The sequence below is a fragment of the Sphingobium scionense genome (assembly GCF_014197035.1).
In the GTDB taxonomy this organism is placed as follows: Bacteria; Pseudomonadota; Alphaproteobacteria; order Sphingomonadales; family Sphingomonadaceae; genus Sphingobium; species Sphingobium scionense.
This window is the reverse complement of sequence record NZ_JACIEU010000003.1, coordinates 186,717-210,146: the sequence shown is the minus strand read 5'-3', so window position 1 is coordinate 210,146 and position 23,430 is coordinate 186,717. Positions and strand designations below refer to the sequence as shown.

At 64.2% G+C, this 23,430-nt stretch carries 21 protein-coding genes; 10 read left to right on the top strand and 11 right to left on the bottom strand.

Going from position 1 to position 23,430, the window contains the following annotated elements; all coding sequences use genetic code 11:
* Positions 1 to 88 precede the first annotated feature (88 nt).
* On the top strand, positions 89 to 1,315 hold the full coding sequence (gene hemA, locus GGQ90_RS04640) for a 5-aminolevulinate synthase (RefSeq protein ID WP_188081052.1): 1,227 nt from the start codon (positions 89 to 91) through the stop codon (positions 1,313 to 1,315).
* A gap of 191 nt (positions 1,316 to 1,506) precedes the next feature.
* Here the strand turns inward: hemA and GGQ90_RS04635 are convergent, their stop codons facing one another.
* Both GGQ90_RS04635 and GGQ90_RS04630 read right to left on the bottom strand, forming a co-directional pair.
* Entirely contained in the window at positions 1,507 to 2,151 is a 645-nt protein-coding gene (locus GGQ90_RS04635) for a class I SAM-dependent methyltransferase (protein ID WP_188081051.1), read from the bottom strand.
* On the bottom strand, positions 2,148 to 3,371 hold the full coding sequence (locus GGQ90_RS04630) for a BtaA family protein (protein WP_188081050.1): 1,224 nt from the start codon (positions 3,369 to 3,371) through the stop codon (positions 2,148 to 2,150). Before GGQ90_RS04630 ends, GGQ90_RS04635 begins: the two co-directional genes overlap by 4 nt.
* 132 nt (positions 3,372 to 3,503) lie before the next feature.
* Here GGQ90_RS04630 and GGQ90_RS04625 point away from each other — a divergent pair, with 132 nt between their 5' ends.
* The 3 genes from GGQ90_RS04625 to GGQ90_RS04615 are packed head-to-tail and all read left to right on the top strand — an operon-like array spanning position 3,504 to position 6,466.
* Positions 3,504 to 4,496 carry a ligase-associated DNA damage response exonuclease gene (locus GGQ90_RS04625; RefSeq protein ID WP_188081049.1) on the top strand — a complete coding sequence of 331 codons (993 nt, stop codon included), beginning with the start codon at positions 3,504 to 3,506 and terminating at the stop codon, positions 4,494 to 4,496.
* Positions 4,496 to 6,091, top strand: coding sequence for a cisplatin damage response ATP-dependent DNA ligase (locus tag GGQ90_RS04620; RefSeq protein ID WP_188081048.1), 1,596 nt, complete (start codon positions 4,496 to 4,498; stop codon positions 6,089 to 6,091). The genes GGQ90_RS04625 and GGQ90_RS04620 overlap by 1 nt, the downstream gene beginning before the upstream one ends.
* Before the next feature lie 27 nt (positions 6,092 to 6,118).
* Complete coding sequence (locus GGQ90_RS04615; RefSeq protein WP_188081047.1) at positions 6,119 to 6,466, top strand: GFA family protein; 348 nt, start codon at positions 6,119 to 6,121, stop codon at positions 6,464 to 6,466.
* A 16-nt stretch (positions 6,467 to 6,482) separates the two neighbouring features.
* On the opposite strand, the gene GGQ90_RS04610 is transcribed toward GGQ90_RS04615, so the two are convergent.
* The gene (locus GGQ90_RS04610; RefSeq protein WP_188081046.1) at positions 6,483 to 7,493 is read right to left on the bottom strand and encodes a hypothetical protein; all 1,011 of its coding nucleotides are present in this window, start codon (positions 7,491 to 7,493) and stop codon (positions 6,483 to 6,485) included.
* A 62-nt stretch (positions 7,494 to 7,555) separates the two neighbouring features.
* Between GGQ90_RS04610 and GGQ90_RS04605 the strand changes: the two genes are divergently transcribed.
* From GGQ90_RS04605 to GGQ90_RS04595, 3 genes are all read left to right on the top strand, one after another.
* The gene (locus GGQ90_RS04605; RefSeq protein ID WP_188081045.1) at positions 7,556 to 8,761 is read left to right on the top strand and encodes a saccharopine dehydrogenase family protein; all 1,206 of its coding nucleotides are present in this window, start codon (positions 7,556 to 7,558) and stop codon (positions 8,759 to 8,761) included.
* A gap of 90 nt (positions 8,762 to 8,851) precedes the next feature.
* Positions 8,852 to 10,024 (top strand): carboxynorspermidine decarboxylase, encoded by a 1,173-nt coding sequence (locus GGQ90_RS04600; RefSeq protein ID WP_188081044.1) that lies wholly within the window; start codon positions 8,852 to 8,854, stop codon positions 10,022 to 10,024.
* Between the two features lie 258 nt (positions 10,025 to 10,282).
* Entirely contained in the window at positions 10,283 to 11,476 is a 1,194-nt protein-coding gene (locus tag GGQ90_RS04595; protein ID WP_188081043.1) for a type III PLP-dependent enzyme, read from the top strand.
* 170 nt (positions 11,477 to 11,646) lie between these two features.
* Here GGQ90_RS04595 and GGQ90_RS04590 read toward each other — a convergent pair whose 3' ends face one another.
* From GGQ90_RS04590 to GGQ90_RS04560, 7 genes are read right to left on the bottom strand one after another with little or no spacing between them, the layout of a single operon-like run.
* Entirely contained in the window at positions 11,647 to 12,852 is a 1,206-nt protein-coding gene (locus GGQ90_RS04590; protein WP_188081042.1) for a class I SAM-dependent RNA methyltransferase, read from the bottom strand.
* Positions 12,849 to 14,240 (bottom strand): NAD(P)H-hydrate dehydratase, encoded by a 1,392-nt coding sequence (locus tag GGQ90_RS04585; protein WP_188081041.1) that lies wholly within the window; start codon positions 14,238 to 14,240, stop codon positions 12,849 to 12,851. The genes GGQ90_RS04590 and GGQ90_RS04585 overlap by 4 nt, the downstream gene beginning before the upstream one ends.
* On the bottom strand, positions 14,240 to 14,596 hold the full coding sequence (locus tag GGQ90_RS04580; RefSeq protein WP_188081040.1) for a hypothetical protein: 357 nt from the start codon (positions 14,594 to 14,596) through the stop codon (positions 14,240 to 14,242). The genes GGQ90_RS04585 and GGQ90_RS04580 overlap by 1 nt, the downstream gene beginning before the upstream one ends.
* A gap of 52 nt (positions 14,597 to 14,648) precedes the next feature.
* Entirely contained in the window at positions 14,649 to 15,365 is a 717-nt protein-coding gene (locus GGQ90_RS04575) for an N-formylglutamate amidohydrolase (RefSeq protein WP_188081039.1), read from the bottom strand.
* A complete protein-coding gene (locus GGQ90_RS04570) occupies positions 15,362 to 16,237 on the bottom strand; it encodes a 4-(cytidine 5'-diphospho)-2-C-methyl-D-erythritol kinase (protein ID WP_223178087.1) in 876 nt (291 codons plus the stop codon). The genes GGQ90_RS04575 and GGQ90_RS04570 overlap by 4 nt, the downstream gene beginning before the upstream one ends.
* A gap of 2 nt (positions 16,238 to 16,239) precedes the next feature.
* Entirely contained in the window at positions 16,240 to 17,856 is a 1,617-nt protein-coding gene (locus GGQ90_RS04565; protein ID WP_188081038.1) for a tetratricopeptide repeat protein, read from the bottom strand.
* 25 nt (positions 17,857 to 17,881) lie between these two features.
* Positions 17,882 to 19,534: an electron transfer flavoprotein-ubiquinone oxidoreductase gene (locus GGQ90_RS04560; RefSeq protein ID WP_188081037.1), complete on the bottom strand. Its 1,653-nt coding sequence runs from the start codon at positions 19,532 to 19,534 to the stop codon at positions 17,882 to 17,884.
* Positions 19,535 to 19,615: 81 nt separating this feature from the next.
* Here GGQ90_RS04560 and GGQ90_RS04555 point away from each other — a divergent pair, with 81 nt between their 5' ends.
* Genes GGQ90_RS04555 through moaB form a run of 3 tightly spaced genes read left to right on the top strand, consistent with a single transcriptional unit; the run spans position 19,616 to position 22,709 of the window.
* Positions 19,616 to 20,398 (top strand): uracil-DNA glycosylase family protein, encoded by a 783-nt coding sequence (locus GGQ90_RS04555; RefSeq protein WP_188081036.1) that lies wholly within the window; start codon positions 19,616 to 19,618, stop codon positions 20,396 to 20,398.
* Positions 20,395 to 22,182 (top strand): transglycosylase SLT domain-containing protein, encoded by a 1,788-nt coding sequence (locus GGQ90_RS04550; RefSeq protein WP_188081035.1) that lies wholly within the window; start codon positions 20,395 to 20,397, stop codon positions 22,180 to 22,182. The genes GGQ90_RS04555 and GGQ90_RS04550 overlap by 4 nt, the downstream gene beginning before the upstream one ends.
* The gene (gene moaB, locus GGQ90_RS04545) at positions 22,182 to 22,709 is read left to right on the top strand and encodes a molybdenum cofactor biosynthesis protein B (RefSeq protein ID WP_188081034.1); all 528 of its coding nucleotides are present in this window, start codon (positions 22,182 to 22,184) and stop codon (positions 22,707 to 22,709) included. The genes GGQ90_RS04550 and moaB overlap by 1 nt, the downstream gene beginning before the upstream one ends.
* A gap of 149 nt (positions 22,710 to 22,858) precedes the next feature.
* Here moaB and GGQ90_RS04540 read toward each other — a convergent pair whose 3' ends face one another.
* Positions 22,859 to 23,371 (bottom strand): YbjN domain-containing protein, encoded by a 513-nt coding sequence (locus GGQ90_RS04540; RefSeq protein ID WP_188081033.1) that lies wholly within the window; start codon positions 23,369 to 23,371, stop codon positions 22,859 to 22,861.
* Positions 23,372 to 23,430: the final 59 nt, after the last annotated feature.

Genomic DNA, 23,430 nt, shown 5'->3' with positions numbered 1-23,430 from the left:
GGCACGCCCGCGCAGGTAAATGCCAGCCTCAGGAAGAGGATGGCGCGACCATGAAAACCGGCGCGCGAGCAACGGGAAGAACGGCGTAGTGAACTACAAACACATCTTTTCGCAGGCGATCGACCGGCTCCACAGCGAGGGCCGTTATCGCGTGTTCATCGACATCCTGCGCAACAAGGGGGCGTTCCCAAACGCCCGCTGCTTCCATGGTCATAACGGCCCGAAGCCGATCACTGTCTGGTGCTCGAACGACTATCTCGCCATGGGCCAGCATCCCAAGGTGGTCGCCGCCATGGAGGAAGCCCTGCATGATGTCGGCGCCGGATCGGGCGGCACCCGCAATATCGGCGGCAACACCCATTATCATGTCGATCTGGAAGGCGAACTGGCCGATCTGCACGGCAAGGAAGCGGCGCTGCTCTTCACCTCGGGCTATGTCTCGAACGAAGCGACCCTCTCGACCCTCGCCAAGATCCTGCCGGGCTGCATCATCTTTTCGGACGAGCTGAACCACGCCTCGATGATCGCGGGCATCCGCAATTCGGGCTGCGAAAAGCGCGTCTTCCGTCACAATGATCTCGATCATCTGCGCGAACTTCTGGCCGCCGAAGATCCCGAGGCGCCCAAGCTGATCGCCTTCGAAAGTGTCTATTCGATGGACGGCGACGTCGCGCCGATCGCGGAAATCTGCGACCTCGCCGACGAGTATAACGCCCTCACCTATCTCGACGAAGTCCATGCCGTGGGCATGTATGGCGCGCGCGGCGGCGGCATTTCGGAGCGCGACGATGTCGCCGATCGCCTGACCATCATCGAAGGCACGCTGGGCAAGGCGTTCGGCGTGATGGGCGGCTATATTGCGGCCGACCAGATGATCGTCGACGTGATCCGCAGCTACGCGCCCGGCTTCATCTTCACCACCTCGCTCTCGCCCGTGCTGGTCGCCGGCGTGCTGGCGAGCGTTCGGCACTTGAAGGCATCCAGCGCCGAGCGCGAAGGCCAGCAGGCGTCGGCCGCCAAGCTCAAGCAATTGATGCGCGACGCGGGCCTGCCGGTGATGAACTCGGTCACCCATATCGTGCCACTGATGGTGGGCGATCCGGTCAAGGCCAAGCGGATCAGCGATATCTTGCTCGCCGAATATGGCGCCTATGTGCAGCCGATCAACTATCCCACCGTGCCGCGCGGCACGGAGCGGCTGCGCTTCACCCCAGGCCCGGCCCATAATGAAGAGATGATGCGCGACCTGGTGTCGGCACTGGTCGAGATCTGGGACCGGCTGGAACTGGAACTGGCCGAACGTCAGGCCGCCTGATCGGACGGGGACGGGGCGAGCCGATTGCGGCGGCGCCCTGTCCTACCTCCTGAAATGGCGCTATGACGGCCAGGTCAGGACAAACTGACCCGCCACGCATTTGGCAACAAGATTTCCTACATTGGATATCAAATGTCACAATGTGCGGGAAATGTGCGAAGTTAAGCGCGCCCTTTCCTACAAATCCAACATCAGACCCGGATCAGTCCGCCCCTGACCGCATAGCCGCGATAGAGCGTCCGGACATGGGGAAAGCCGCCCATATCCTGCGCCAGTCGGTTGATCGCGCCGTTGAGTTCGCGCCGGGGCGAAACATGAAAACGCGCCAGCCAGCCGAACAGCGCCCGTTTCCACAAAGCCGGCAATTCCTCCTGCTGGCCGAAATCGACGATCTCCAGCTTGCCGCCGGGCGCCACGCAGCGCGCCGCCTGGACCAGTGCCATTTCCCATTCGGGGATCATCGACAGCGCATAGCTGATGAACACCCGCTCGAAGCTTGCCCGGCCAAACAGCGCCTGCGGATCAAAGCCACAGGCATCGCCCTGCGCCAGCGTCACCCGATCCGCCAAGCCCGCCTTCGCGAACGAAGCGCGCGCCGTGTCCAGCATCGCGTCGCTGATGTCGACGCCATAGAGCCGCGCTTTCGGCCACGCCTTGCCGACCGCGATCAGGTTGCGACCGGTGCCGCAACCGATCTCCAGCACTGCCCCGCCGGCGGGCGGATCGAGATCGGCGATCAGCCCATCCCGACCCAGCAGATAATATTTACGGGTCAGGTCATAAATGTGCCGCTGATAGCGATAGACCCCGTCCATCAACTGCCCATGGCCGCTCATGCGTCGGCGCCCTTCAGCACGTAGAGATGCACGCCGCCGTAGATGGCCGACCGGTCCCGAGCGGTATAGTCGCGCGAGGCATCGGCCCGATAGTCCCAATGCTGCAACACATCATCGGCGACCCGACCGGGTAGGATGCTCGGTTCCCCGGCGGTGCGGAACAGCACGCGGGCGCCGGGCCTGGCCGTCCGAGTGATCTGCGCCCAGAGCGCGTTCAGCTGCTCGTCGTCCATCCAGTCCTGCGCATCGAGCAGGATGTAGCGGTCGCACGATGCGGCCGACTGGCTGGCGAGGAAGTCGGTGAAGTTGACGTGGCGCACATCGACCCGCTCGGCCCGGTCGCGCACCGCGCGATGGTTGGCCGCCTGCAGATAGGGCGGCAGCGGCCCTTCGCCGCCCGCATAGCCGCGCCCGAAGGCTTGCACGGCAAAATAATTATCCTTGAGGTCGAAGTCGCAGGCCAGCTTCTTCAGGCGCGCCTTCAGCACGCTATCCATACGGTCATCGCCGGCCAGCGCCTCGAACTGAGCAGGCGGAATGCCGAGGCCGAACAGCGAGGCAGGCTGGCTGGTCAGCCAGCGGACGAAGCCCTTGTCGAAGATCGGCGCCAGTTCCCGCTCGAAGATCGCCAGTTGCTCGTCGCGGCTCCGCGCGTCCAGCATCCGCCTGGGGTTCACGCCATGCAGCCGGGCCAGAAGATGCGCGGCGCCGATGAAGCGGCCGAGCAGGCCATGCTTGTATATGCCCCGCGCGAAACCGCCGATGCGGCGGCGGCCGGTCATGTCGCGCCCCTCCCAATAGCGGCGCGTCGCCTCATCCAGATGCGGCGCCACGATCTCGCGATAGGCAGCGATGTTCGCCCGGTCGTCGGCCCGTGCGAAAAAGCGGTGGAAGGCGGCATGATCGGGCAGCGTCTGCGCCGCCATCAGCTTCAGCCGGTTAAGCGCGATATGGGCGGTGTTGAGGTCGACCGCCGTGATCTTCGCCGGATCGGCGGTCAGGTAAGAGAGGACATTGCAGCCGCCCGACGCGATCGTCACCACATGGCTGTCGGGCGTGATCGCCAGCGCTTCCATGTCGACCGCCGGGTCTTCCCAAATCTGGGCATAGACCAGGCCACGGAAGGCGAAGGTGAAGGCGCGTTCCAGCAGCCCCTGCTTCGACAGATGGCGGTGACGATGCACCGCGTTGGTGACTTTCTTGTGGGCCGACATGGCCATGGGCGCACTCCTCGCTGCCGGGTCGTTCGGTCGGCCGATAGGGCAGGCGCGTGTCGTGCGCATGACCGCCCGATGACGCGACGATGACGCCCCTTGCGGAACCGGGACCGCTCTTCCCATCTTCTGCATCTGATGGCGCACTGGATCGAACCCCACCCCACCGGCATCTATGTCCGCCCCGCCGATGCGTGGATCGACCCGTCGCAGCCGCAGGAACGGGCGCTCGTCACCCACGGCCATGCCGACCATGCGCGCGGCGGCCACGGCCATGTCTGGGCTACGCGGGAAACGCTGGCGATCATGGCGCTGCGCTATGGCACGGCCAGCGGCACGGCGGTCGGCTATGGCGAGGAGATCAGGCTGGGCGGCGTCACCATCCGCTATGTGCCCGCCGGCCATGTGCTGGGATCAGCGCAGATCATCCTCGACCATGCCGGCGAGCGGGTGGTGGTGACCGGCGACTACAAGCGCCGCCCCGACCCGACCTGCCTGCCGTTCGAGCCGGTCCCTTGCGACATCTTCGTGACCGAGGCGACCTTCGGCCTGCCGGTCTTCCACCATCCCGACACCGGCAGCGAGATGGACCGGCTGCTCCATGCCCTCCATGCCAATCCCGATCGCTGCGTGCTGGTCGGCGCCTATGCGCTCGGCAAGGCGCAGCGGGTGATCTGCGAATTGCGCGCGCGCGGCCATCATGACCCCATCTATATCCATGGCGCGCTCGAACGCATGTGTGCGCTCTACGCGGATTTCGGCGTCGACATGGGGAAGTTGCGCGGCGCGACTGGCGTGCCGGCCAAGGAAATGCGCGGCGCCATCGTGCTGGCGCCGCCCTCCGCGCTCAACGATCGCTGGAGCCGCCGCCTGCCCGACCCGATTGCCGCCATGGCGTCAGGCTGGATGCGGGTGCGCCAGCGCGCCCGGCAGCGCAATGTCGAACTGCCACTGGTCATTTCCGACCATGCCGACTGGGACGAGCTGACCGACACGATCCGCGAGGTCGCTCCCAGCGAAACCTGGATCACCCACGGCCGCGAGGAAGCCCTGCTCCACTGGTGCATGACCCACCAATATCGCGCCCGCGCACTCGCCCTGGTGGGCCGCGAGGATGAGGAGGACGGGTGATGCGGGCCTTTTCGCAACTGCTCGACGGCCTCGTCTATACCCGATCGCGCAACGGCAAGCTGGCGCTGATCGCCGCCTATATGCGCGCGGCACCCGATCCCGACCGCGGCTGGGCACTGGCTGCGCTGACCGGCAATCTCGACCTCAAGGCGGTGAAGGCCTCCGTCATCGGCGAGATGATCCGCGCCCGCGTAGATCCCGTGCTGTTCGAGATGAGCCGCGACTATGTCGGCGACCTGGCCGAGACCGTCGCCCTGCTCTGGCCCCGCGCCCATGATGAGCCGGCCGAACTGGACGACGGCTCGCTCAGCCTGTCCGGTGTCATCGACCGCCTCCACAATGTCAGCCGTGCCGCTGCCCCCGATGCGCTGGCGCAAATGATGGATCATCTCGACGCCTCGGGCCGCTTCGCCCTGCTGAAACTCGCCACCGGCGGCCTGCGCGTCGGCATCTCCGCCCGCCTCGCCAAGACCGGCTTCGCCCAGGCCTTCGGGCTCGACGTCGATGATGTCGAACAGGTCTGGCACGCCCTCGCCCCGCCCTATGCCGCGTTGTTCGACTGGGCCGAGGGCCGCAGCCCCCGGCCTGACCCGGAGGGCACACCCTATTTCCGCCCCTTCATGCTCGCCCATCCGCTGGAAGCCGACAGCGTCGACCTCGCCGACTATGCCGCCGAATGGAAATGGGACGGCATCCGCATCCAGATCGTCGGCACCGGCCCAAAACATGGGGGCGAAACCCGCCTCTACAGCCGCGGTGGCGACGACATCACGGGCAGCTTCCCCGAAATCGCGCAGGCCTTCACCGGCCATGCCGTGCTGGACGGCGAATTGCTGGTGAAGGGCGAATTTCAGGGAGGCGAGGCCGCCAGCTTCAACGCCCTGCAACAACGGCTCGGCCGCAAAGCGGTGAGCGCCAAGATGATGGCCGACTATCCCGCCTTCGTCCGCCTTTATGACCTGCTGATCGAGGGCGACGACGATCTGCGCGCCCTGCCTTGGGAACAGCGCCGCACCCGGCTCGAAGCCTATATGGCGCAGCTATCCCCAGACCGCTTCGACCTGTCTGCCGTGATCGACGCGCCCGATTTCGAGGCGCTGGCCGACATCCGCGCCGGCGCCCGCGATGCCGCCATCGAGGGCATCATGCTCAAGCGCCGTGACAGCCCCTATGTTGCCGGGCGCAAGGCGGCACTCTGGTATAAATGGAAGCGCGATCCCCTGACCGCCGACTGCGTCATGATGTATGCCCAGCGCGGCCATGGCAAACGCTCCTCCTTCTATTCGGACTATACATTCGGCTGCTGGACGGCAGATGGCGAATTGCTGCCCGTGGGGAAGGCCTATAGCGGCTTCACCGACGAAGAACTGAAATGGCTCGACCGCTTCGTCCGCCAGAACACGGTCGCCCGCTTCGGCCCGGTGCGCGAAGTCGAAAAGACGCTGGTGCTCGAAGTCGCCTTCGACTCCATCCACGACAGCAAACGCCACAAATCCGGCCTCGCCATGCGCTTCCCCCGCATCGCCCGCATCCGCAAGGACAAGCCGGCAGCGGAGGCGGATAGGATCGAGGGATTGAAGCGCCTGGTCAGTTGACGCATAAGGACCAAAAGGAGAACGAGGATGGCCTATAGCGGAAGCTGCCATTGCGGCGCCGTCAGCTTCACGATCGATGCCGATCCGCCCAGCGAGGCGATAAGCTGCAACTGCTCCCATTGCGGCCGCAAGGGCTTCGTCCTGACCTTCGTGCCGGTCGACCAGTTCCGCCTCGATAGCGGCGCCGAGCAACTCACCGACTATCTCTTCTACAAGCACGCCATCACGCATCAATTCTGCAAGACCTGCGGCACGGAGGCCTTCGCGCGCGGCAAATCGCCCCAGGGCGAAATGCGCGCGATCAACCTGCGCTGCGTGCCCTCGGTCGATATCGATGCGCTCACGATCCAGAAGGTCGACGGGGCGAGCTTCTGATCCGCCGCCACGCCGGCTAATCCATCCGTCGCACCCGGCTGCCGTTACCGCCCTTCTGTCCGCCCGTTTCGATCGATCGGATATAGCTCGCTTCGGTCACCATGCCGGTAAGCGGATCGATATCAGCCTCCAACTCATCATGGATCGCGATGTCGCCCAGCGCCTTGCGCATGTCCGCAATCTTCGTGCCTGACGCCTTGTCGCCGCTCGCCTGGATCATCGTTTCCAGATAGGATGTGATGGCTTCGCTCGCAGCCTTGGGATCGATCTGCGTATGTTGCTCCCAATGATAGGCCGTGCCGGGACGTGTCAATTGCATCTGGCTGGTCGCAGGCAACGGCATCGGAAATATGCCGGTGTCGAGCGAGACGTCGGCTTCATACCATTCGTCCAATTCCCTGGGATGTCGACCCAGGCCCAGGAACGTCGTCCAGGGCTTGAGAAACATAGGCGCAGCCTGTTCGGCCGAAAGCTTCTGGAAGCCTTCGGCCATCTTGCCGACCATCGCCGCAGCCGGCGCACGCTTGGCCTCGTCGGGCTCCAGCAGGGCGACCATATCCTGCATGCCCGCACCGAACTTGCCTTTAAGCTGGTCCCAATTGCGCAACCGCACCACGGCGCCATCCGCATCGACGTCATACTCCATCGGTTCCATGAACGGACGCAAGGATGGCGGCATATTCGGATCGCCGATCTTCAACGGCAGGTCGCCAAGCCCCGGCAAGCTTCCGCTAACCAGTTCGATCCGCAGCACATAGCCCTCCCCCTCCCGCCGAAACCGCAGCACCTGCTCGACAATCGCCTGCCGCTCCTGCCCAACTCGATTGCGCAGGGCCGACACCTCATAGCGCAACGATTGATCGAGCGGTGGCGCGAAGGGCACGCGCACCTCACCCTTTGACGCACTGGTCTTGACCGCGTCATCACCCGCAGTCGCAGGCGGCGTCGCGGACGCCAGAGCCAGCAGGGCGAGCCCCGCCAGCAGCGGCTTTTTACGGCCGAACCAACTCTGACTTTGCGCTGTCATTCGAGGCTCCTATATGGGCGCTTTCGCGCAGTTGGCGCGGCCATAATCATGGAGCAGTTGAATTGAGCAAGGTTCTTGTCATCGGCGCGGGCGGCGTCGGGTCTGTCGCGGTCCACAAGATGGCGATGAACCCTGATATTTTCAGCCACATCACGCTGGCCAGCCGCCGCCTCATCAGCTGCGAGAAGGTAGCCGAATCGGTCAAGAAGCTGGTCGGCGTGGATATCGACGTGGCCCAGGTCGACGCCGACAATGTCGAAGAGACCATCGCCCTCATCCAGAAGGTCCAGCCCAAGCTGGTCGTGAACCTGGCGCTGCCCTATCAGGATCTGGCGATCATGGACGCGTGTCTCGCGACCAAGACCGACTATCTCGACACCGCCAATTACGAACCGCGCGACACCGCCAAGTTCGAATATAGCTGGCAGTGGGCCTATCAGGAGCGCTTCAAGGAAGCCGGCATCATGGCGCTGCTGGGTTCGGGCTTCGACCCGGGCGTGACCAGCGTGTTCGCCAGCTATATCAAGAAGCATCTGCTCGACACCATCGACACGCTCGACATTCTGGACTGCAATGGCGGCGACCATGGCCAGCATTTCGCCACCAACTTCAACCCGGAAATCAACATCCGCGAAGTGACCGCGCCGTCGCGTCACTGGCTGAACGGCGAATGGGTCGAAGGCCCCGCATTGAGCCACAAGCAGGTGTTCGACTTCGATCAGGTCGGCGAAAAGAACATGTACCTCATGTATCATGAGGAACTGGAAAGCCTCGCCACCCACTATCCCGAAATCAAGCGCATCCGTTTCTGGATGACCTTCGGCGACGCCTACCTCAAGCATCTCGAAGTGCTGCAGAATGTCGGCATGACCCGGATCGATCCGGTCATCTATAATGGCCAGGAAATCATCCCGCTCCAGTTCCTGAAAGCCGTGCTGCCCGAACCGTCGAGCCTGGGTTCGACCACCAAGGGCAAGACCAATATCGGCGACATCGCGACCGGCCGGAAGGATGGTCAGGAAAAGACCGTCTACATCTATCAGGTGTGCGACCATGAGGACGCCTATGCCGAAACCGGCAACCAGGCGGTCAGCTACACCACCGGCGTGCCGGCGATGATCGGCGCCGCCATGATGTTGACCGGCGCCTGGAAGGGCGAAGGTGTGTTCAACATCGAGCAGTTCGATCCCGATCCCTTCATGGACATGCTCAACAAGCATGGCCTGCCCTGGCAGGTGAAGGAACTGGACGCGCCGCTGGCCTTCTGACGATCCCATTCTGGATTATGACCCCAGCGAAGGGCGGAGCGAGGCAACAGTTTCGCTTCGCCCTTCGCCGTTGTGACGGAGTATGTAGTTATGGAAACCCGCGCCGGCGATCCCGCCGCTTTCGCCCATTTCGACCTGTATCGCGTCCCCTCGCCCGCCTTCGTGGTGGACGAGGCCGCCGTGCGCCGCAACCTGTCGGTGCTACGCGATATCGGCGACCGCGCCGGTATCAAGGTGCTGGGCGCGCTCAAGGCCTTTTCCATGTGGTCGCTCGGCCCCGTGCTGGGCGAATATCTCGACGGCGTCTGCGCTTCGGGCATCTATGAGGCGCGCCTCGGTCGCGAGGAATATCAGGGCGAGGTCGCGACCTATTGCGCCGCCTACAAGCCGGATGATCTGGCCGAAATCCTCAAGATTTCCGACCATGTAATCTTCAACAGCCCCGGCCAGATCGCCAGGATGAAACCGGTGATCGATGCCGCACGTGCCGAAGGCCGCATCTTCGACATCGGCCTGCGCATCAACCCCCTCCATCCTGAGGGTGAGGTGCCCAAATATGACCCCTCGCAGCCGCACAGCCGGCTTGGATTCCCGATCGACCAGTTGCGCGCCAAACATCTGGAGGGGGTCGATGGTCTCCACGTCCATAACCTATGCGAACAGGATTTCCTGCCGCTTCAGCGCACCTGGGCGGCGATCGAGCCGTTCGTCATGCCCCATGTCGGCGGCCTCAAATGGCTGAACTTCGGCGGTGGTCACCATGTCACCCGCGCCGACTACCAGATCGACGATCTCATCGCCTTCCTTCAGGCGATCAAGGCACAGACCGGGCTTGAACTCTATATCGAGCCGGGCGAGGCGATGGCGCTCGACGCCGGTATCCTGATCGGCGAAATCCTAGACGTGATCGACAATGGCATGGCCGTGGCGATCACGGACATCAGCGCCACATGCCACATGCCCGACGTGATCGAGGCACCTTATCGCCCCGCCATGCTGCATGAGCCGGAAGACGGCCCGATAACGCGTCTCGGCGGCCCATCCTGCCTGGCGGGCGACATCATTGGCGATTATCGGGTGCCCGGCGGTGCCGAGCCGGGCGCCCGTATAGCCTTCCTCGACCAGGCCCATTATTCGATGGTGAAGACCAACACCTTCAACGGCGTGCCGCTACCAGCCATCTGGCTGTGGCATTCCGACACCGATCAGCTCACGGAAATCCGCTCTTTTTCCTACGCAGATTTCAAGGGCCGCCTGTCCTGATTTCATTCCCGATTCTACCCGGCCGGACAGGGATAAACGACGTTAATCTCGCAGAAACCATCTTTCGTCCGGCCGAAATATCATGCCTTTTCAACGCTCCATCCAGCATGGCGCACGTTTCATAGTGGGTTGCGCAACAAAATTTTCATATGCGCTTTACAGGGGGGACCCCGCCGCATATATCGGCCATCCGCTGCCCCATGGGACTTCCACCGCAAGGCAGCTTTTCGCCCTGAACTACACTGGAGGTCCCTTGAGTTGCACAAGCATCATAGCGCGCTGGGGGTAGCGACCACCCTCACACCGGCAGCACCGGTAACGCTGATTCGCCCCGAAGCCGCTGCTCGGGCTGCCCGCTTCTTTACGGAGAAGTTTCCGGGTCGCTCGCTCTATGCGGTCAAGGCTAATCCGTCTCCTGATCTGATCCGCACGCTTTTCGATTCGGGTATCACGCATTTCGACGTGGCCTCGATCGCTGAAGTGCGCCTCGTTGCCGAAACGCTCGAAGGCAAGGCCAAGCTCTGCTTCATGCACCCGGTCAAGGCCGAGGAAGCGATCGCGGAAGCTTACCATGTCCATGGCGTGCGCACCTTCTCGCTCGATACGATCGACGAGCTGGAAAAAATCATGCGCGCCACCGGCGATGCGACCGATCTGGAACTGTGCGTGCGCCTGCGCGTATCGTCCGAACATTCGGAACTCAGCCTGGCGTCGAAGTTCGGCGCGGAGCTGGGCGAGACCCGTGAACTGCTGATGGCAACCCGTCAGGCTGCCGATGCGCTGGGCATCTGCTTCCATGTCGGCAGCCAGGCGATGAGCCCCCAAGCCTATAGCGATGCGATCGAGCGCGTGCGCGCCGCGATCGTGGACGCGGCCGTCACGGTCGACATCATCGATGTCGGTGGCGGTTTCCCGTCCATCTATCCGGGCATGGAGCCGGTCGCGCTCGAAAATTATTTCGAAGCGATCCATCGCGGCTTCGAAAGTCTGCCGGTCAGCTATTCCTCGGAACTGTGGTGCGAACCCGGCCGCGCGCTGTCGGCCGAATATAGCTCGATCATCGTGCGCGTCGAACGCCGCCGGGGCCAGGAACTCTACATCAACGACGGCGCCTATGGTGCGCTGTTCGATGCGGCGCATATCGGCTGGCGCTTCCCCGTCGCCCTGCTGCGCGAAGATGAGAGCGAGGAAGAGCTGGAAGGCTTCTCCTTCTATGGCCCGACCTGCGACGACATGGATCATATGGTCGGCCCGTTCATGCTCCCGGCGGACGTGAAGGTCGGCGACTATATCGAGATCGGCATGCTCGGTGCCTATGGCGCGGCAATGCGCACCGGCTTCAACGGCTTCACCTCGGAATCGACGATCGAAGTGTCGGACGAGCCGATGGCCAGCCTCTATGCCGAAACGGTTCCGGCTCGCCGTCGCGCAACTGTCATTAAGCTCGGTTAAGACGGTCCTCGCTCCCCTTTAGGAGAGGGTGCCCGTCTAACGGCCAGCACAACAGGCCGAAGATCGAACGAAAGACTATATCCCTCGCTGCTCGCCCCCTCGCAGCGAGGGATTTTCTTTTGGGGCATTAAGCCCCCTCACAACGGTGTGAACTTCGTAGGAAATCGCACTCAGGAGCGCCGGAAAATTCCGACCAGTTCGACATGGGTGGACCAGCGAAACTGGCCGACCGGCATGACGCTCTCCAGCACATAGCCACCTGCCACCAGATGTGCCGCATCGCGGGCGAAGCTACCCGGATTGCACGAGACATAAGCGACCAGCGGCACGGTCGACTGTGCCAGTTGCATCGCCTGTTCCCGCGCACCCGCACGCGGAGGATCGATCACCACAGCAGCAAAGCGGTTCAGTTCGTCGGGCGTCAACGGCCGACGGAACAGATCGCGATGATCCGCCACCATGCGCCGCTGCGCGCGATGGCCGGCGAGTTTCAGCGACAGTACCAGATCGCGTGCACCCTCCGCGGCATAGACCGGCCGATTGGCACCGATCGCCAGCGCAAAGGTGCCAAGGCCGCAGAACAGGTCAGCCACAGCACCAGTCGCTGGCAGAACATCCTGCACAGCCTTGACCAGCACCGCCTCGCCATCGGGCGTCGCCTGCAGGAAGGAATAGGGCGGGAAGCCGACCGCGACGCCGCCAAAACTGACGGTGACCGGCTCCGGCTCCCAGCGCGTCTCCGGACCATCGCCCTGATCGATCGTCAATCGCGCCAACTCGTGCCCACGCGCGAAATCGCCGATCGCCTCGTCCGCCGCCAGCCCCTCGACCTTCACCCCTTCCAGCAGCAGGTCGATGCCCTGATCGGTCAGCGACATCCGCACATGCGCAGCGCGCTTGTCGGGCAGGCAGGTCAGCAGCATCGTCCGCAGCGGCGCGATCAGCACGAACAGACGCGGATCCAGAATCTCGCACATCGTCAGATCGACCAGCACATGACTGCCCTGCTCGGCAAAGCCGATGGTGATACGCTTTCCCTGCCGCGCGGCGCGCAGCGAGGCACGGCGCCGGGTGCGTGGTGGCGAGACATGGGCCGGCAGCACCGTTTGCGCAGCCACGCCCTGCCCGGCCAGCGCGCCGGTCACGCGCGCGCTGACGAAATCGGCCAGGCTCGGCTCGTCAATCTGCTGCAGTTCGCAACCACCGCAGCCGGGAAAATGGATGCAGGGCGCGTCAACATGATGGGGGCCAGCGATGATGCTGCCGTCGACGGCGATCCGGTCGCCGGGGGCAACCAGTGCGAAATGCCGCCCATCGGCGGTGACGCCATCGCCCTTGGCGGCGATGCGGAGGATGAGATCATTATCTTGGGTCACAGCCGCGAGCCGATAGCCGCTGGAAGCGCGGCAAGCAAATCATCCGCGACAAAAGCCGGGCCGGCACGGTGCGCGGCTTCCCCATGGAGCCAGACGGCTTCGCATGCTGCGCGGAACGGATCGCCAGTCACGGCCAGCCGCCCGGCGACAAGGCCCGCCAGCACATCGCCGGTCCCCGCCGTCGACAGCCAGGTCGACACGCCACGCGTCACCGCTGCCCGGCCATCCGGCGCGGCGATCACGCTGTCAGCCCCTTTGTAGACCATGACCGAGTTCGTAATGCGCGCCGCCGCCAGAGCGCGGTCGATCTTGCTGCCCGGCAGATCGCCGAATAGCCGGACGAACTCGCCCTCGTGCGGGGTCAGGATCGATCCGGCCGGGACATGGGTAGCCACGTTTCCTGCCAGCAAGGTCAACGCATCGGCGTCCAGCACCAGCGGCCGCCCACATGCCAGCACTGCGCCGAGCCGCGCTTGCGCCCCCTCCTCCCGGCCCAGTCCCGGACCGACCAGCACGGACGCCAGCCGAGGGGCGAAAAGAGCATCGCCCAGGACAGTTGGATCCTCAATCTGCTGATGAACAATGGCATGCAGCCCAGCCTCACAGGGCGAAGCGTCATAGCGCCTCACCATCCCGGCGCCCGAACGAGCCGCAGCCGCAGCCGCGAGCGCAGCCGCGCCCGGCATGCTCCCGCCGACAACGCCAACCAGTCCCCGGCTATATTTATGCGCAACGGCATCAGGCGCACGGAGTTGCGGCGGCGCGAGCACATGCACATCCCGAGGCATGGCGATGCCGATGTCCGCCCGCACCAGCCTCCCCATAAGGTCGGCCGCCGGCTGCAACAGATGCGCGGGCTTGAACGCCCCCAGCGCAATCGTCACGTCGAACCTTGGCGCTACAGACAATAGCACGCCGTCATCCGTTCCCACTCCGCTGGGCAGGTCGATCGCATAGCTGTGATTGGCATGCGCCACCAATGCGCCCAAGCGTTCCGCCACCGCCGCATCAAGGCCCCGCGTCAACCCGGTGCCGAACAGCGCGTCGACCAGTTGCGCCGCCGGCGCGGCGTCCGCCAGCGACTCTACCGGGCCATCCCATAATGCCCTGGCCCGCTGGGCAGACGCGGTGCGGCTGTCACCCAGGGAGGCGACCCGCACCGGCACGCCAAGTTCGCGCAATATTCGCGCAATAACAAAGCCGTCTCCACCATTATTGCCAGGCCCACTGAGGACTAGAACATCGCGCCGATGCCCCGCGCGCCAGATGATCTGCGCCGCCGCCGCACCGGCTCGTTCCATCAGTTCGTAAGGATCGACCCCGGCATCAAAAGCCGCCCGCTCGGCCGCACGCATGGCCTCTGCCGTCAATATCGGGTCGGGCACCATCAGTCCGACTTGGCCGCCACGGTCGCGGGCAACCGATACTGGTCCGCCCCGATCGCCACTTCGACCAGTCCCTTGCCGATAATGGTGAGCTTTGCGTCCTCGGCACCATCGGCCGAAACCAGGCCACGCCCGTCCTGCACGATCCTGAGCCGCCGGAACCCGCCATCGGGATGGCGCAGGGTCAGCATGTCGCCCTCGCGTTCGACGCCGCACGCCCGCGCCCAAGCGCCTTTGCCGATCGCGCAGTCGATCAGGCTGTCGTCATCGGCGATCGCCTCGCTCCCGCCGCCCTTACCGTCACATCCCGCCAGGGCCAGTCCCGCCAGCATCAGTGCGCCAGACAATCGCAGCCCCATCAGAATATCCCCTTTCGACACCCTTTATCGCCCGGCATGTCAGACCGCACCATCACCTCAGCCGGCTTCGGCATTCCAGCACGATCGGCCCCAGCAGATCGGCAAAGCGGCGCTGCCCGGCGGCATCGCCAACCAGATCCTGCCGCATCTCGATCCCCAGATAGGGGATGCCATTGGCCTCGGCATGGCGGTTCATCGTCGCGTTGAGCAATTGCCCCGAATAGGGCAGTTGGTCGCCGACATTGAGGCCCGCCGCCTCCAACATCGGAATGGCGATCCGCGCCGCGCGATCATCCTGATTATAGAGAATGCCGATGTCCCAGGGCCGCTGCTGCGCCGGATCGCTCGCCAGGTGGGGCGTGAAGCTATGCACGGAAAGGATGAAGGGTGACGTCATGCCGTCGAGCATCGCCGCCACCTGATGATGATAGGGATGATGGAAGCGGCGCATCCGTTCGGCCAGATCGGCGTCGCGATTGCCCGGAATGGCATGGCCGTCACTCATCACCGGCAGCAGGCCGGGCGCATCCTCTTCGCGGTTGAGGTCGATGACCAGGCGGGAGATGCCAGCCAGAATCGCGGAGCAGCCCAGCTGCGCCGCGAGCAACTGGCTGACCTCCGCCACGCCGATGTCGATCGCAATATGCTCGCACAGCAACGCCGGATCGATGCCCAGGTCGATATCGTCTGGGACATGGGCCGAGGCATGATCGACGATGATCAGCAGGTCGAGATCGCCCTTCCGCATGGTGGTGAAGGCTTCGCTCATGATTTCCTGATCCTCGTTTCCATCACCCACCAGCCCGGATGATCGCGGCGCAGGGCCGTCGCGGCCTGCGCCATTGCCTTCCCGTCATCGAACAGCGCGAAACAGGTCGCGCCCGACCCGGACATGCGCGCGAGCCGGGGACTTTGCGCCTGCAACGCCTTCAGCACATCACCGATCACCGGCGCCAACAGCAGGGCCGGCGCCTCCAGATCATTGCGGCCGGCGCGCGCAAGCCCGTCAATATCCAGCGCATCGAGCGGGCCGCGGTCGATCCTGTCCCAGCCGGCAAAGACCGATGCCGTCGACACGCCGACCCGCGGGTTGACCAGCAGCATCGGCCGGCTCGACAGATCGTCCAGCGCCTGCGCCTCCAGCAGTTCGCCACGGCCGCGCACCAGTTGCGTGGTGCTGGCCAAGCAGGCCGGCACGTCCGACCCCAGCGACAGGGATAGATCCTGTAATACAGCACCTTCCACGGTGATATTCCAGAGGCGCATCAGCAAGCGCAGCGTCGCGGCCGCATCCGCCGAACCGCCGCCAATGCCGGACGCAACCGGCAGGCGCTTGTCGAGCCGGATATCGGCACCGGCCGTCATCCCGGTGGCCGCCTGAAGGTTCCGCGCCGCCCGTATGACCAGATTGTCGTCGTCGCCGCTCAGACCAGCGCCACAGGGGCCTTCCACGGCAAGCGTGATGACGCCGTCGTCGCGATGCCGGGCGTGGAGAATGTCCCCATCCTCGGCAAAGACGAACAGGCTTTCCAGCGCATGATAGCCATCCGCGCGGCGATCGCGCACATGCAAGGCCAAATTGATCTTTGCGTAAGCAATTTCAGTTAGTTGTTCAGATATATTCACAGGATTTCGATGCAATCTCAGGGCGCGGCATATTCGGGTTTCAGCCCTTCGCGGGCCTTGGCGTCAAGCCGATTGGCGACATCCCCCTCCGCGAACACCGCTGCCGCGCGCCAGGCATAGCGAGCCTCATAGCGCCGACCGGCGGTCCACAGCGCGTCGCCCAGATGTTCGTTGATCGTGGCATCGCCGGGAGCGCCGGCTGCGGCACGTTCCAGCACAGGGACAGCCCCCTTGACGTCGCCCGTGACGAACTTGGCCCAGCCGAGCGAGTCCGTGATCGACGCGTCCTGTGGCTTGAGCGCGCTGGCTTTCTTCAGAAGATCGAGTGCAACATCGACATTCTGCCGCCGTTCTATCTGAGCATAGCCGAGATAGTTGAGGATGACCGGCTCGTTGGGCGCCATGACCGCCGCCTTTTCGAGAACGGCGCGCGCTTCGTCCCAACGCTTGCCCTGTTCCAGCGCGCTGCCTTCAAACAGCAACAACGCCCAGGGCAGGCTATCGGCGGGATAACCCGTCTGCGCCTGACGAAAGGCCGATGCGGCACCGTCGAAATCACCAGAATCTGCCAGCAATCGTCCAAGCCTTACAAGGTGTTCCGGCTCGGCATTCGGAGCCGATACCAGGCTTTGCGCCAGTGCAATCGCGCCGTCACGATCCCCCGATGCCGCCAGTGCCTCGACCAGTTCCGCCTGGGCGAGCGCGCCGTACCAGCCAGTGACAGGCACCTTGCGCGCTTCCGCCGCAGCATAATTGGCGAGATCGCCCGCCACCAGCAGCTTCGCCGCCGCCAGATGCGGCTCGGCAGCGGCCGGATCTGCAAATGTCGCAATCCGCGCCAGGCGAATGCCCAGCGCCGTGCCCGTTTCGTCGGACGCGATGTCGACCGCCAGACGGGCCAGCAATTGGGCAAAGCCCTGCCTGGGCGTGAAGGACATGGCAATCGCCCCCGGCACCTTACCGCGCGCGACGTCCGCGCGGGCCTTGGCAAAGCTCGCTTCATCGGCAGGCAGCAGGGCCAAGGCATCCGCCTTCGCCCGGCGCCCGGCCAATTGCGCGGCGAAGGTCAGGCGCAGCGCTTCGTCGTCCGTCACGCGCAAGGCCAGGGCGCGACGCATCGCGCCGATGGCCTCTTCCTTGTCGCCCCGCGCCATGGCCTGCAACGCCAGATGTTCGTCGAGATAGCGGGCGCCCAGCGCGCCGAACTTGTCCTTGCCATCGATGACCGGCGCCACATAGCGGCGCTGGCCCAGCGATATCCAGCTTTGCACGATCGGCGCGAGGAAAGAGAAATTGCCCTCCTCCACCAGTCGGTCGGTGAAGGCCTGCGCCGCCGTCCAATCCTTTCGGCCCAATGCGTCGCAAATCCGCAGCAAGGTGCCGTCGCGCGGCAGCATGCCGCCCTCATCCAGCAGCGCCGCCGATTGCAGCGCCAGCGGCATGTCGCCGCTTTCCAGCGCCTGGACATAGGAACGGCGGGCAATGGCGAGGCTGGTCGGATCGCCCGCCAGGGCCACACGATAGCTGTCGACCGCAACGCCAAGCGCACCTTCGCCATCCGCAAGGCGCGCACGGGCATAGGCATGCAGGGCCATATCGGGATCGACCGATGCGCCGGCCGCGACCGGCAGCATCAGCAACAGTCCTGGAATCAGGCCCCTACATGTTCGGATAATTCGGTCCTCCACCGCCCTCGGGCACGACCCAGTTGATATTCTGGGTCGGATCCTTGATGTCGCATGTCTTGCAGTGGACGCAATTTTGCGCGTTGATCTGGAAGCGAGGCTCCCCTTCATCCAGACCGACCACTTCATAGACACCGGCAGGACAATAACGCTGTGCCGGCTCGTCATAAAGGGGCAGATTGTAGGAAATCGGAACCGACGGATCCTTCAGCTGCAGATGGACCGGCTGGTCTTCCTCATGATTGGTGTTCGACAGGAATACCGAGGACAGACGATCGAAGCTGATCACGCCATCGGGCTTGGGATAGGCGATCTTCTCGCACTGGTCCTTGCGCCACAATTTCTCGCAGTCGGCCTTGTGCTTCAGGGTGAAGGGCAGGCCAATCTTGAGCGTGCGCATCCACATGTCGATCCCAGCGAGCAGCGTACCGATGGTGTTGCCGAACTTGGCCAGCAGTGGCTCGGCATTCTTCACCAGCTTCAACTCGTCGGCGATCCAGCTGGAGCGCAGACGATCCTCATAGTCGTGCAGCACATCGCGCGCCCGCTCATCCTGGATCGCCTCGAACGCGGCCTCGGCGGCCAGCATGCCCGACTTCATGGCGGTATGGCTACCCTTGATGCGCGGCACGTTGACGAAGCCGGCCGAGCAACCGATCAGCGCGCCACCGGGGAAGACCAGCTTGGGGATCGACTGCCAGCCGCCCTCATTGATCGCGCGCGCGCCATAGGAAACGCGGCGGCCGCCCTCCAGGAACTTGCGGATTTCCGGATGCTGCTTCCAGCGCTGGAATTCCTCGAACGGATAGAGATGCGGGTTGCGATAGCCCAGGCCCACAACGAAGCCGAGCGCGACCTGACCATTGGCCTGATGATAGAGAAAACCACCGCCATATGAGTCGGTTAGCGGCCAACCCTGACTATGAATGACAAGCCCTGGTTGATGCTTGGCGGGGTCAATGTCCCACAATTCCTTCATCCCCAGACCATAGACCTGCGGCTCGCAATCGGCCTCCAGATCAAACTGGCGCTTGAGGATCTTGGTGAGGTGGCCGCGCGCGCCTTCGGCAAAGAAGGTATATTTGGCGTGGAGTTCGAGGCCCGGCTGATAGTCCGCCTTGCGCTCGCCATCGCGGGCGATACCCATGTCGCCGGTCGCGACGCCCTTCACGCTGCCATCCTCATTGTAGAGGATTTCGGCGGCGGCAAAGCCCGGAAAGATTTCGACGCCAAGCCCTTCCGCCTGTTCGGCCAGCCAGCGGCACAGATTGCCCAGCGATCCGGTGTAGGTTCCCTTGTTGTGCATCCAGCCCGGCGTCAGGATGTGCGGCATCGCGATCTTGCCGGTCTTGGTCAGCATCCAGTGCTGATTGTCGGTCACCGGCACATCGGCCAGCGAACAGCCCATATCGCGCCAGTCAGGGAATAGCTCATCCAGCGCCTTGGGATCGACCACTGCGCCCGACAGGATATGGGCGCCGATTTCCGACCCCTTTTCCAGCACGCAGACGGCCAGTTCCTGCCCAGCGGCGTTGGCCAGCTGCTTCAGCCGGATCGCTGCAGACAGGCCAGCCGGTCCCCCACCGACGATGACGATGTCATAGGGCATCGATTCCCGTTCGCTCATAATCCCTCCATAGAGACGCCCGCCGGCACATGCCCGTCCATCCGGTCGCCTTATTACTCCAACGTTTTGACATCTCACGCGATGAAGATTCTTGACCCTCGCGTCAACCTCTGGCCCAAGGGCATCGTGATGCGGGGATTAGAGCGGGACTTTGGAGCCGCAGCGCCTGACGCCTATATGGCGTGGTGGTCGCTGGCGGGGGTGGATGGCGCCGTAGCGGAAGCTCCAGTCAACTGGTTGCGGCCGCAACCGACACGCGCCCAGTTGGCCGAGCAGTCTGCGAAAGCCTTTGCTCCGCCACCGCCCGAAAAACCCAAGACGCTTGACGCCTATCTTGAATGGCTTGCCAGTGATTCGGCCCAGCCCGAACGCAAATGGCCCGGCGCGCCGATCCTGCCGACCGGCCCGACTGAGGCGTCGCTGATGGTCATTACTGACATGCCCGACATGGCAGATGCCGGCGCGGGCCATTTGTTTGCCGATCGCGCTGGCGCCTTGTTCGATGCCATGATGCGGGCCATCGGCCTGCGCCGTGACGATATCTGCCTGGCCTCGCTGTTTACCGTCCGCCCCGCCGGCGGCATGGTGGAGGCAAGCGATCTGGCGCATGTCGCCGATCGCATCAGGCTGCATGTCCATCTCGCCGCGCCGCGCCGCCTGCTCCTGCTGGGCGATCGGACGGCCCGTGCCCTGCTTCCGACCGACGGCGCCGACCGGTCCGCCGGTTTACGCCCCTTTAACCATGATGGCGGCACTGTGCCCGCCATTGCCACATTCCATCCGCGCCTGCTGCTCAGCCAGCCCGCGGCCAAGGCGGAATGCTGGCGCGTCCTGCAAAGCCTGATTGAGGAAGATCGCCCGTGATTCGCGTTGCAACCCGCATTTCCAGCCTTGCCCTGCTGAGCATGAGCGCGGCGCTGGCGATCCCGGCCGGCGCCAAGGCGGCGGAAACCCTCCCCCTCTTGCCGACCAGCTCTACCGCCGGCACGCCGCTCCAGCTGTCCGATGGCGACAAGGCGCGCTACAATGCCATCTTCGCCGCCCTGCGCGACCAGAAATGGTCTGATGCCAAGGCGATGATCCTGGTGCTCGACCCGCAGGATGCGGTCCGCCCGCTCGCCCTGTCGGAACTCTATCTTGCCAAGGGATCGCCGCGCGTCGAGCTGTTCGACCTGCTCGACCTCGTCAACAAGGCCGCCTGGCTGCCCAAGGCGGACCAGCTTTCCCGCCTGGCGCAAAAGCGTGGTGCGACTATCCTGCCCGATCTGCCACAGGTGCAGAAGCTCGTATGGCTCGGCTCGGCGCCCCGCCGCCAATATGTCAGCGGCAGCAAGACGGACGTTCTGGCCCAGAGCGTGTCGGCGCAGATCCTGACCTTCATCAAGAATGACGATCCGGCCGGCGCGGAAGGGCTGCTTACCGCTGGCGAAGCGGGGCTGACGCCCGAAGGTCTGACCGAGGTGCGCCAGCGTGTCGCCTGGGCCTATTATATCGAGAGTGACGATCTCAATGCCCGCCGCATGGCAGCGCGCGCACTCGAAGCCCGCAGCGGCGGCGACTGGACGGTGCAGGCGCACTGGACGACCGGCCTTGCCGCTTGGCGCCAGAATGACTGCCGCGCCGCCGCCCCGGCCTTCGCCAATGTCGCCGCGCTGGCGGGCGACGCGGACATGCGCGCAGCCGGCGCCTATTGGGCATCGCGCGCCTATATGGTCTGCGGCGAGGCCGAGAAGGTCGAGAATATGCTGAAGCTCGCGGCGCGATCCGACGAGACCTTCTACGGCCTGCTCGCCCGCGAGAGCCTGGGCATGCCACTGGGCGGCGCGACCATGAATGCCCGCTTCAGCGACAATGACTGGCGCCAGCTCAAGGACAGCCCCAATGTCCGCAACGCGATCGCGCTGGCCGGAATCGGCGAGAATGGCCGCGCCGACGAAATCCTCCGCTATCAGGCTAAGCTGGGTGGCTCCGCTCAATATGATGCGCTGCTGCGCCTCGCCAGCGCGCTCAACCTGCCGGCAACCCAGCTCTGGCTCGCCCATAATGGTCCGGCCGGCAAGCAGCCCGACAGCTTCGCCCGCTTCCCGGCTCCCGCCTGGCGGCCCGACGGCGGCTGGCGCGTCGATCCGTCGTTGATCTACGCCCATACGCTGCAGGAATCCGGTTTCCGCCCCGACGTCGTGTCCAGCGCCGGCGCCCGCGGCCTGATGCAGGTGCGGCCCGGCACCGCTGGCGATGTCGGCTTGTCGAACGCATCGCAGCTGTTCGTGCCATCCACCAATATGGAATATGGCCAGCGCTATCTGGAATCGCTGCGCGACATGAGCGCGACCGGCGGCCTGCTGCCCAAGGTGATGGCGGCCTATAATGCCGGCCCACTGCCGGTCGAGCGCTGGAACAGCGAAGTGAAGGACAAGGGCGATCCGCTGCTCTTCATCGAATCCCTGCCCTATTATGAAACCCGCGCCTATGTGAACATCGTCATGCGCAACTACTGGATGTATCAGATCCAGGCGAAGGGCGAGGCGGATTGCCTGACCGGCATGGCGCAAGGCATGTGGCCGACATTCCCCAATGCCAAGGGCGTGAAGCTGGTGCGCCTGAGCAAGGCCGACGGCCGGGCGATGATCGCCGGCGGATCGGACTGATGCCGATCGACGAAGGCCGGACATTCCTGCCCGTCCGCATTGCCGTCCTGACCGTTTCCGATACCCGCACGCTGGCCGATGACCGGTCCGGCGATACGCTGGTCGAGCGCCTGACCGGCGCCGGCCATATCCTGGCCGACCGGCTGATCGTCACCGATGATAGCAGCGCCATTGTCGCCCGGCTCCACGCCTGGATCGACGATCCGCAGGTCGATGTGATCCTGACCACCGGTGGCACCGGCGTCACCGGCCGGGACGTCACGCCCGAGGCACTGGCCCAGGTGCAAGACAAGGAAATTCCCGGTTTCGGCGAGCTGTTCCGCTGGCTGAGCTATCAGTCGATCGGCACATCGACCATCCAGTCGCGCGCCACCGCCTGCGTCGCGCGCGGCACCTATATCTTCGCGCTGCCCGGCTCGACCGGCGCGGTGCGCGATGCCTGGGACGGCATTCTCGCCAGTCAGCTCGACAGCCGGTTCCGCCCCTGCAATTTCGTCGAGCTGATGCCGCGCCTTACCGAGCGCTGAGCAGCTATTTGAAAAATCGCGAAAGGGCGATTTTCGTTACGGTTCCAGCCCGCTCCCCCGCCCAACCACCCGATCCAGTGTCATCCTGTCGGGTGGTTGGGCGGGGGAGCGGGCCGGAACCGGCTTTCTCAAACAGTCTCTACGCGCCCTTACTTCTTGAGCGTTGGCGCCGGATTCTCCTTGAAGAATTTGCTGAGTTCGCCGAGCATCACCGCCCACCAGTCGACCACATCGGCGAAATTCTCCTGATTGAGACCGCCGATCGTGCTGACGTCATAGGACACGTCCATCGTCTTGTCGTCGGCGATCGACATCTGGATGAAGCGCTTGGACTGGTTCCACTTGTTCGCGACTTCCGGGGTATTGCCACCGTCATCCGCGAAATTGATACCGAACTGCAGCGAGTTGCAATCCTTCATCTCCTCGCAACCATAGAAATAGATGGTGAAATTATAGCCGGAGGCCGCGCTTTCGATCATCGGATTGCCGGTCGACTTGCTCTTGGTCAGCGCCGCCTTGTAGCCCGCCGCCTGCAGCGCATCGACCACCGACTGGGGCCGGCTGGCGCAGACCATGTTTGCGGCACAATCCACCGTCGGCGTCGCGGCATCAGCCGCGCCAGCGACCATCATCAGAGCCGGAACAAGCCACCAAACACGCATGATATTTCCCCTGCTTTCAAGGACTCAGCCTTGTCGTATCCGAAGCGATCTTGTCAATA

Bases quoted from the DNA above. Each gene is read 5' to 3' on its own strand.
- GGQ90_RS04560 (WP_188081037.1), bottom strand. From the start codon at position 19,534: ATGAGCGAACGGGAATCGATGCCCTATGACATCGTCATCGTCGGTGGG.
- GGQ90_RS04615 (WP_188081047.1), top strand. From the start codon at position 6,119: ATGGCCTATAGCGGAAGCTGCCATTGCGGCGCCGTCAGCTTCACGATC.
- moaB (WP_188081034.1), top strand. From the start codon at position 22,182: ATGCCGATCGACGAAGGCCGGACATTCCTGCCCGTCCGCATTGCCGTC.
- GGQ90_RS04580 (WP_188081040.1), bottom strand. From the start codon at position 14,596: ATGGGGCTGCGATTGTCTGGCGCACTGATGCTGGCGGGACTGGCCCTG.
- GGQ90_RS04635 (WP_188081051.1), bottom strand. From the start codon at position 2,151: ATGAGCGGCCATGGGCAGTTGATGGACGGGGTCTATCGCTATCAGCGG.
- GGQ90_RS04610 (WP_188081046.1), bottom strand. From the start codon at position 7,493: ATGACAGCGCAAAGTCAGAGTTGGTTCGGCCGTAAAAAGCCGCTGCTG.
- GGQ90_RS04575 (WP_188081039.1), bottom strand. From the start codon at position 15,365: ATGAGCGAAGCCTTCACCACCATGCGGAAGGGCGATCTCGACCTGCTG.
- GGQ90_RS04555 (WP_188081036.1), top strand. From the start codon at position 19,616: ATGAAGATTCTTGACCCTCGCGTCAACCTCTGGCCCAAGGGCATCGTG.
- GGQ90_RS04600 (WP_188081044.1), top strand. From the start codon at position 8,852: ATGGAAACCCGCGCCGGCGATCCCGCCGCTTTCGCCCATTTCGACCTG.
- GGQ90_RS04585 (WP_188081041.1), bottom strand. From the start codon at position 14,240: ATGGTGCCCGACCCGATATTGACGGCAGAGGCCATGCGTGCGGCCGAG.
- GGQ90_RS04625 (WP_188081049.1), top strand. From the start codon at position 3,504: ATGGCGCACTGGATCGAACCCCACCCCACCGGCATCTATGTCCGCCCC.
- GGQ90_RS04540 (WP_188081033.1), bottom strand. From the start codon at position 23,371: ATGCGTGTTTGGTGGCTTGTTCCGGCTCTGATGATGGTCGCTGGCGCG.
- GGQ90_RS04620 (WP_188081048.1), top strand. From the start codon at position 4,496: ATGCGGGCCTTTTCGCAACTGCTCGACGGCCTCGTCTATACCCGATCG.
- GGQ90_RS04630 (WP_188081050.1), bottom strand. From the start codon at position 3,371: ATGGCCATGTCGGCCCACAAGAAAGTCACCAACGCGGTGCATCGTCAC.
- GGQ90_RS04565 (WP_188081038.1), bottom strand. From the start codon at position 17,856: ATGCTGCCGGTCGCGGCCGGCGCATCGGTCGATCCCGATATGGCCCTG.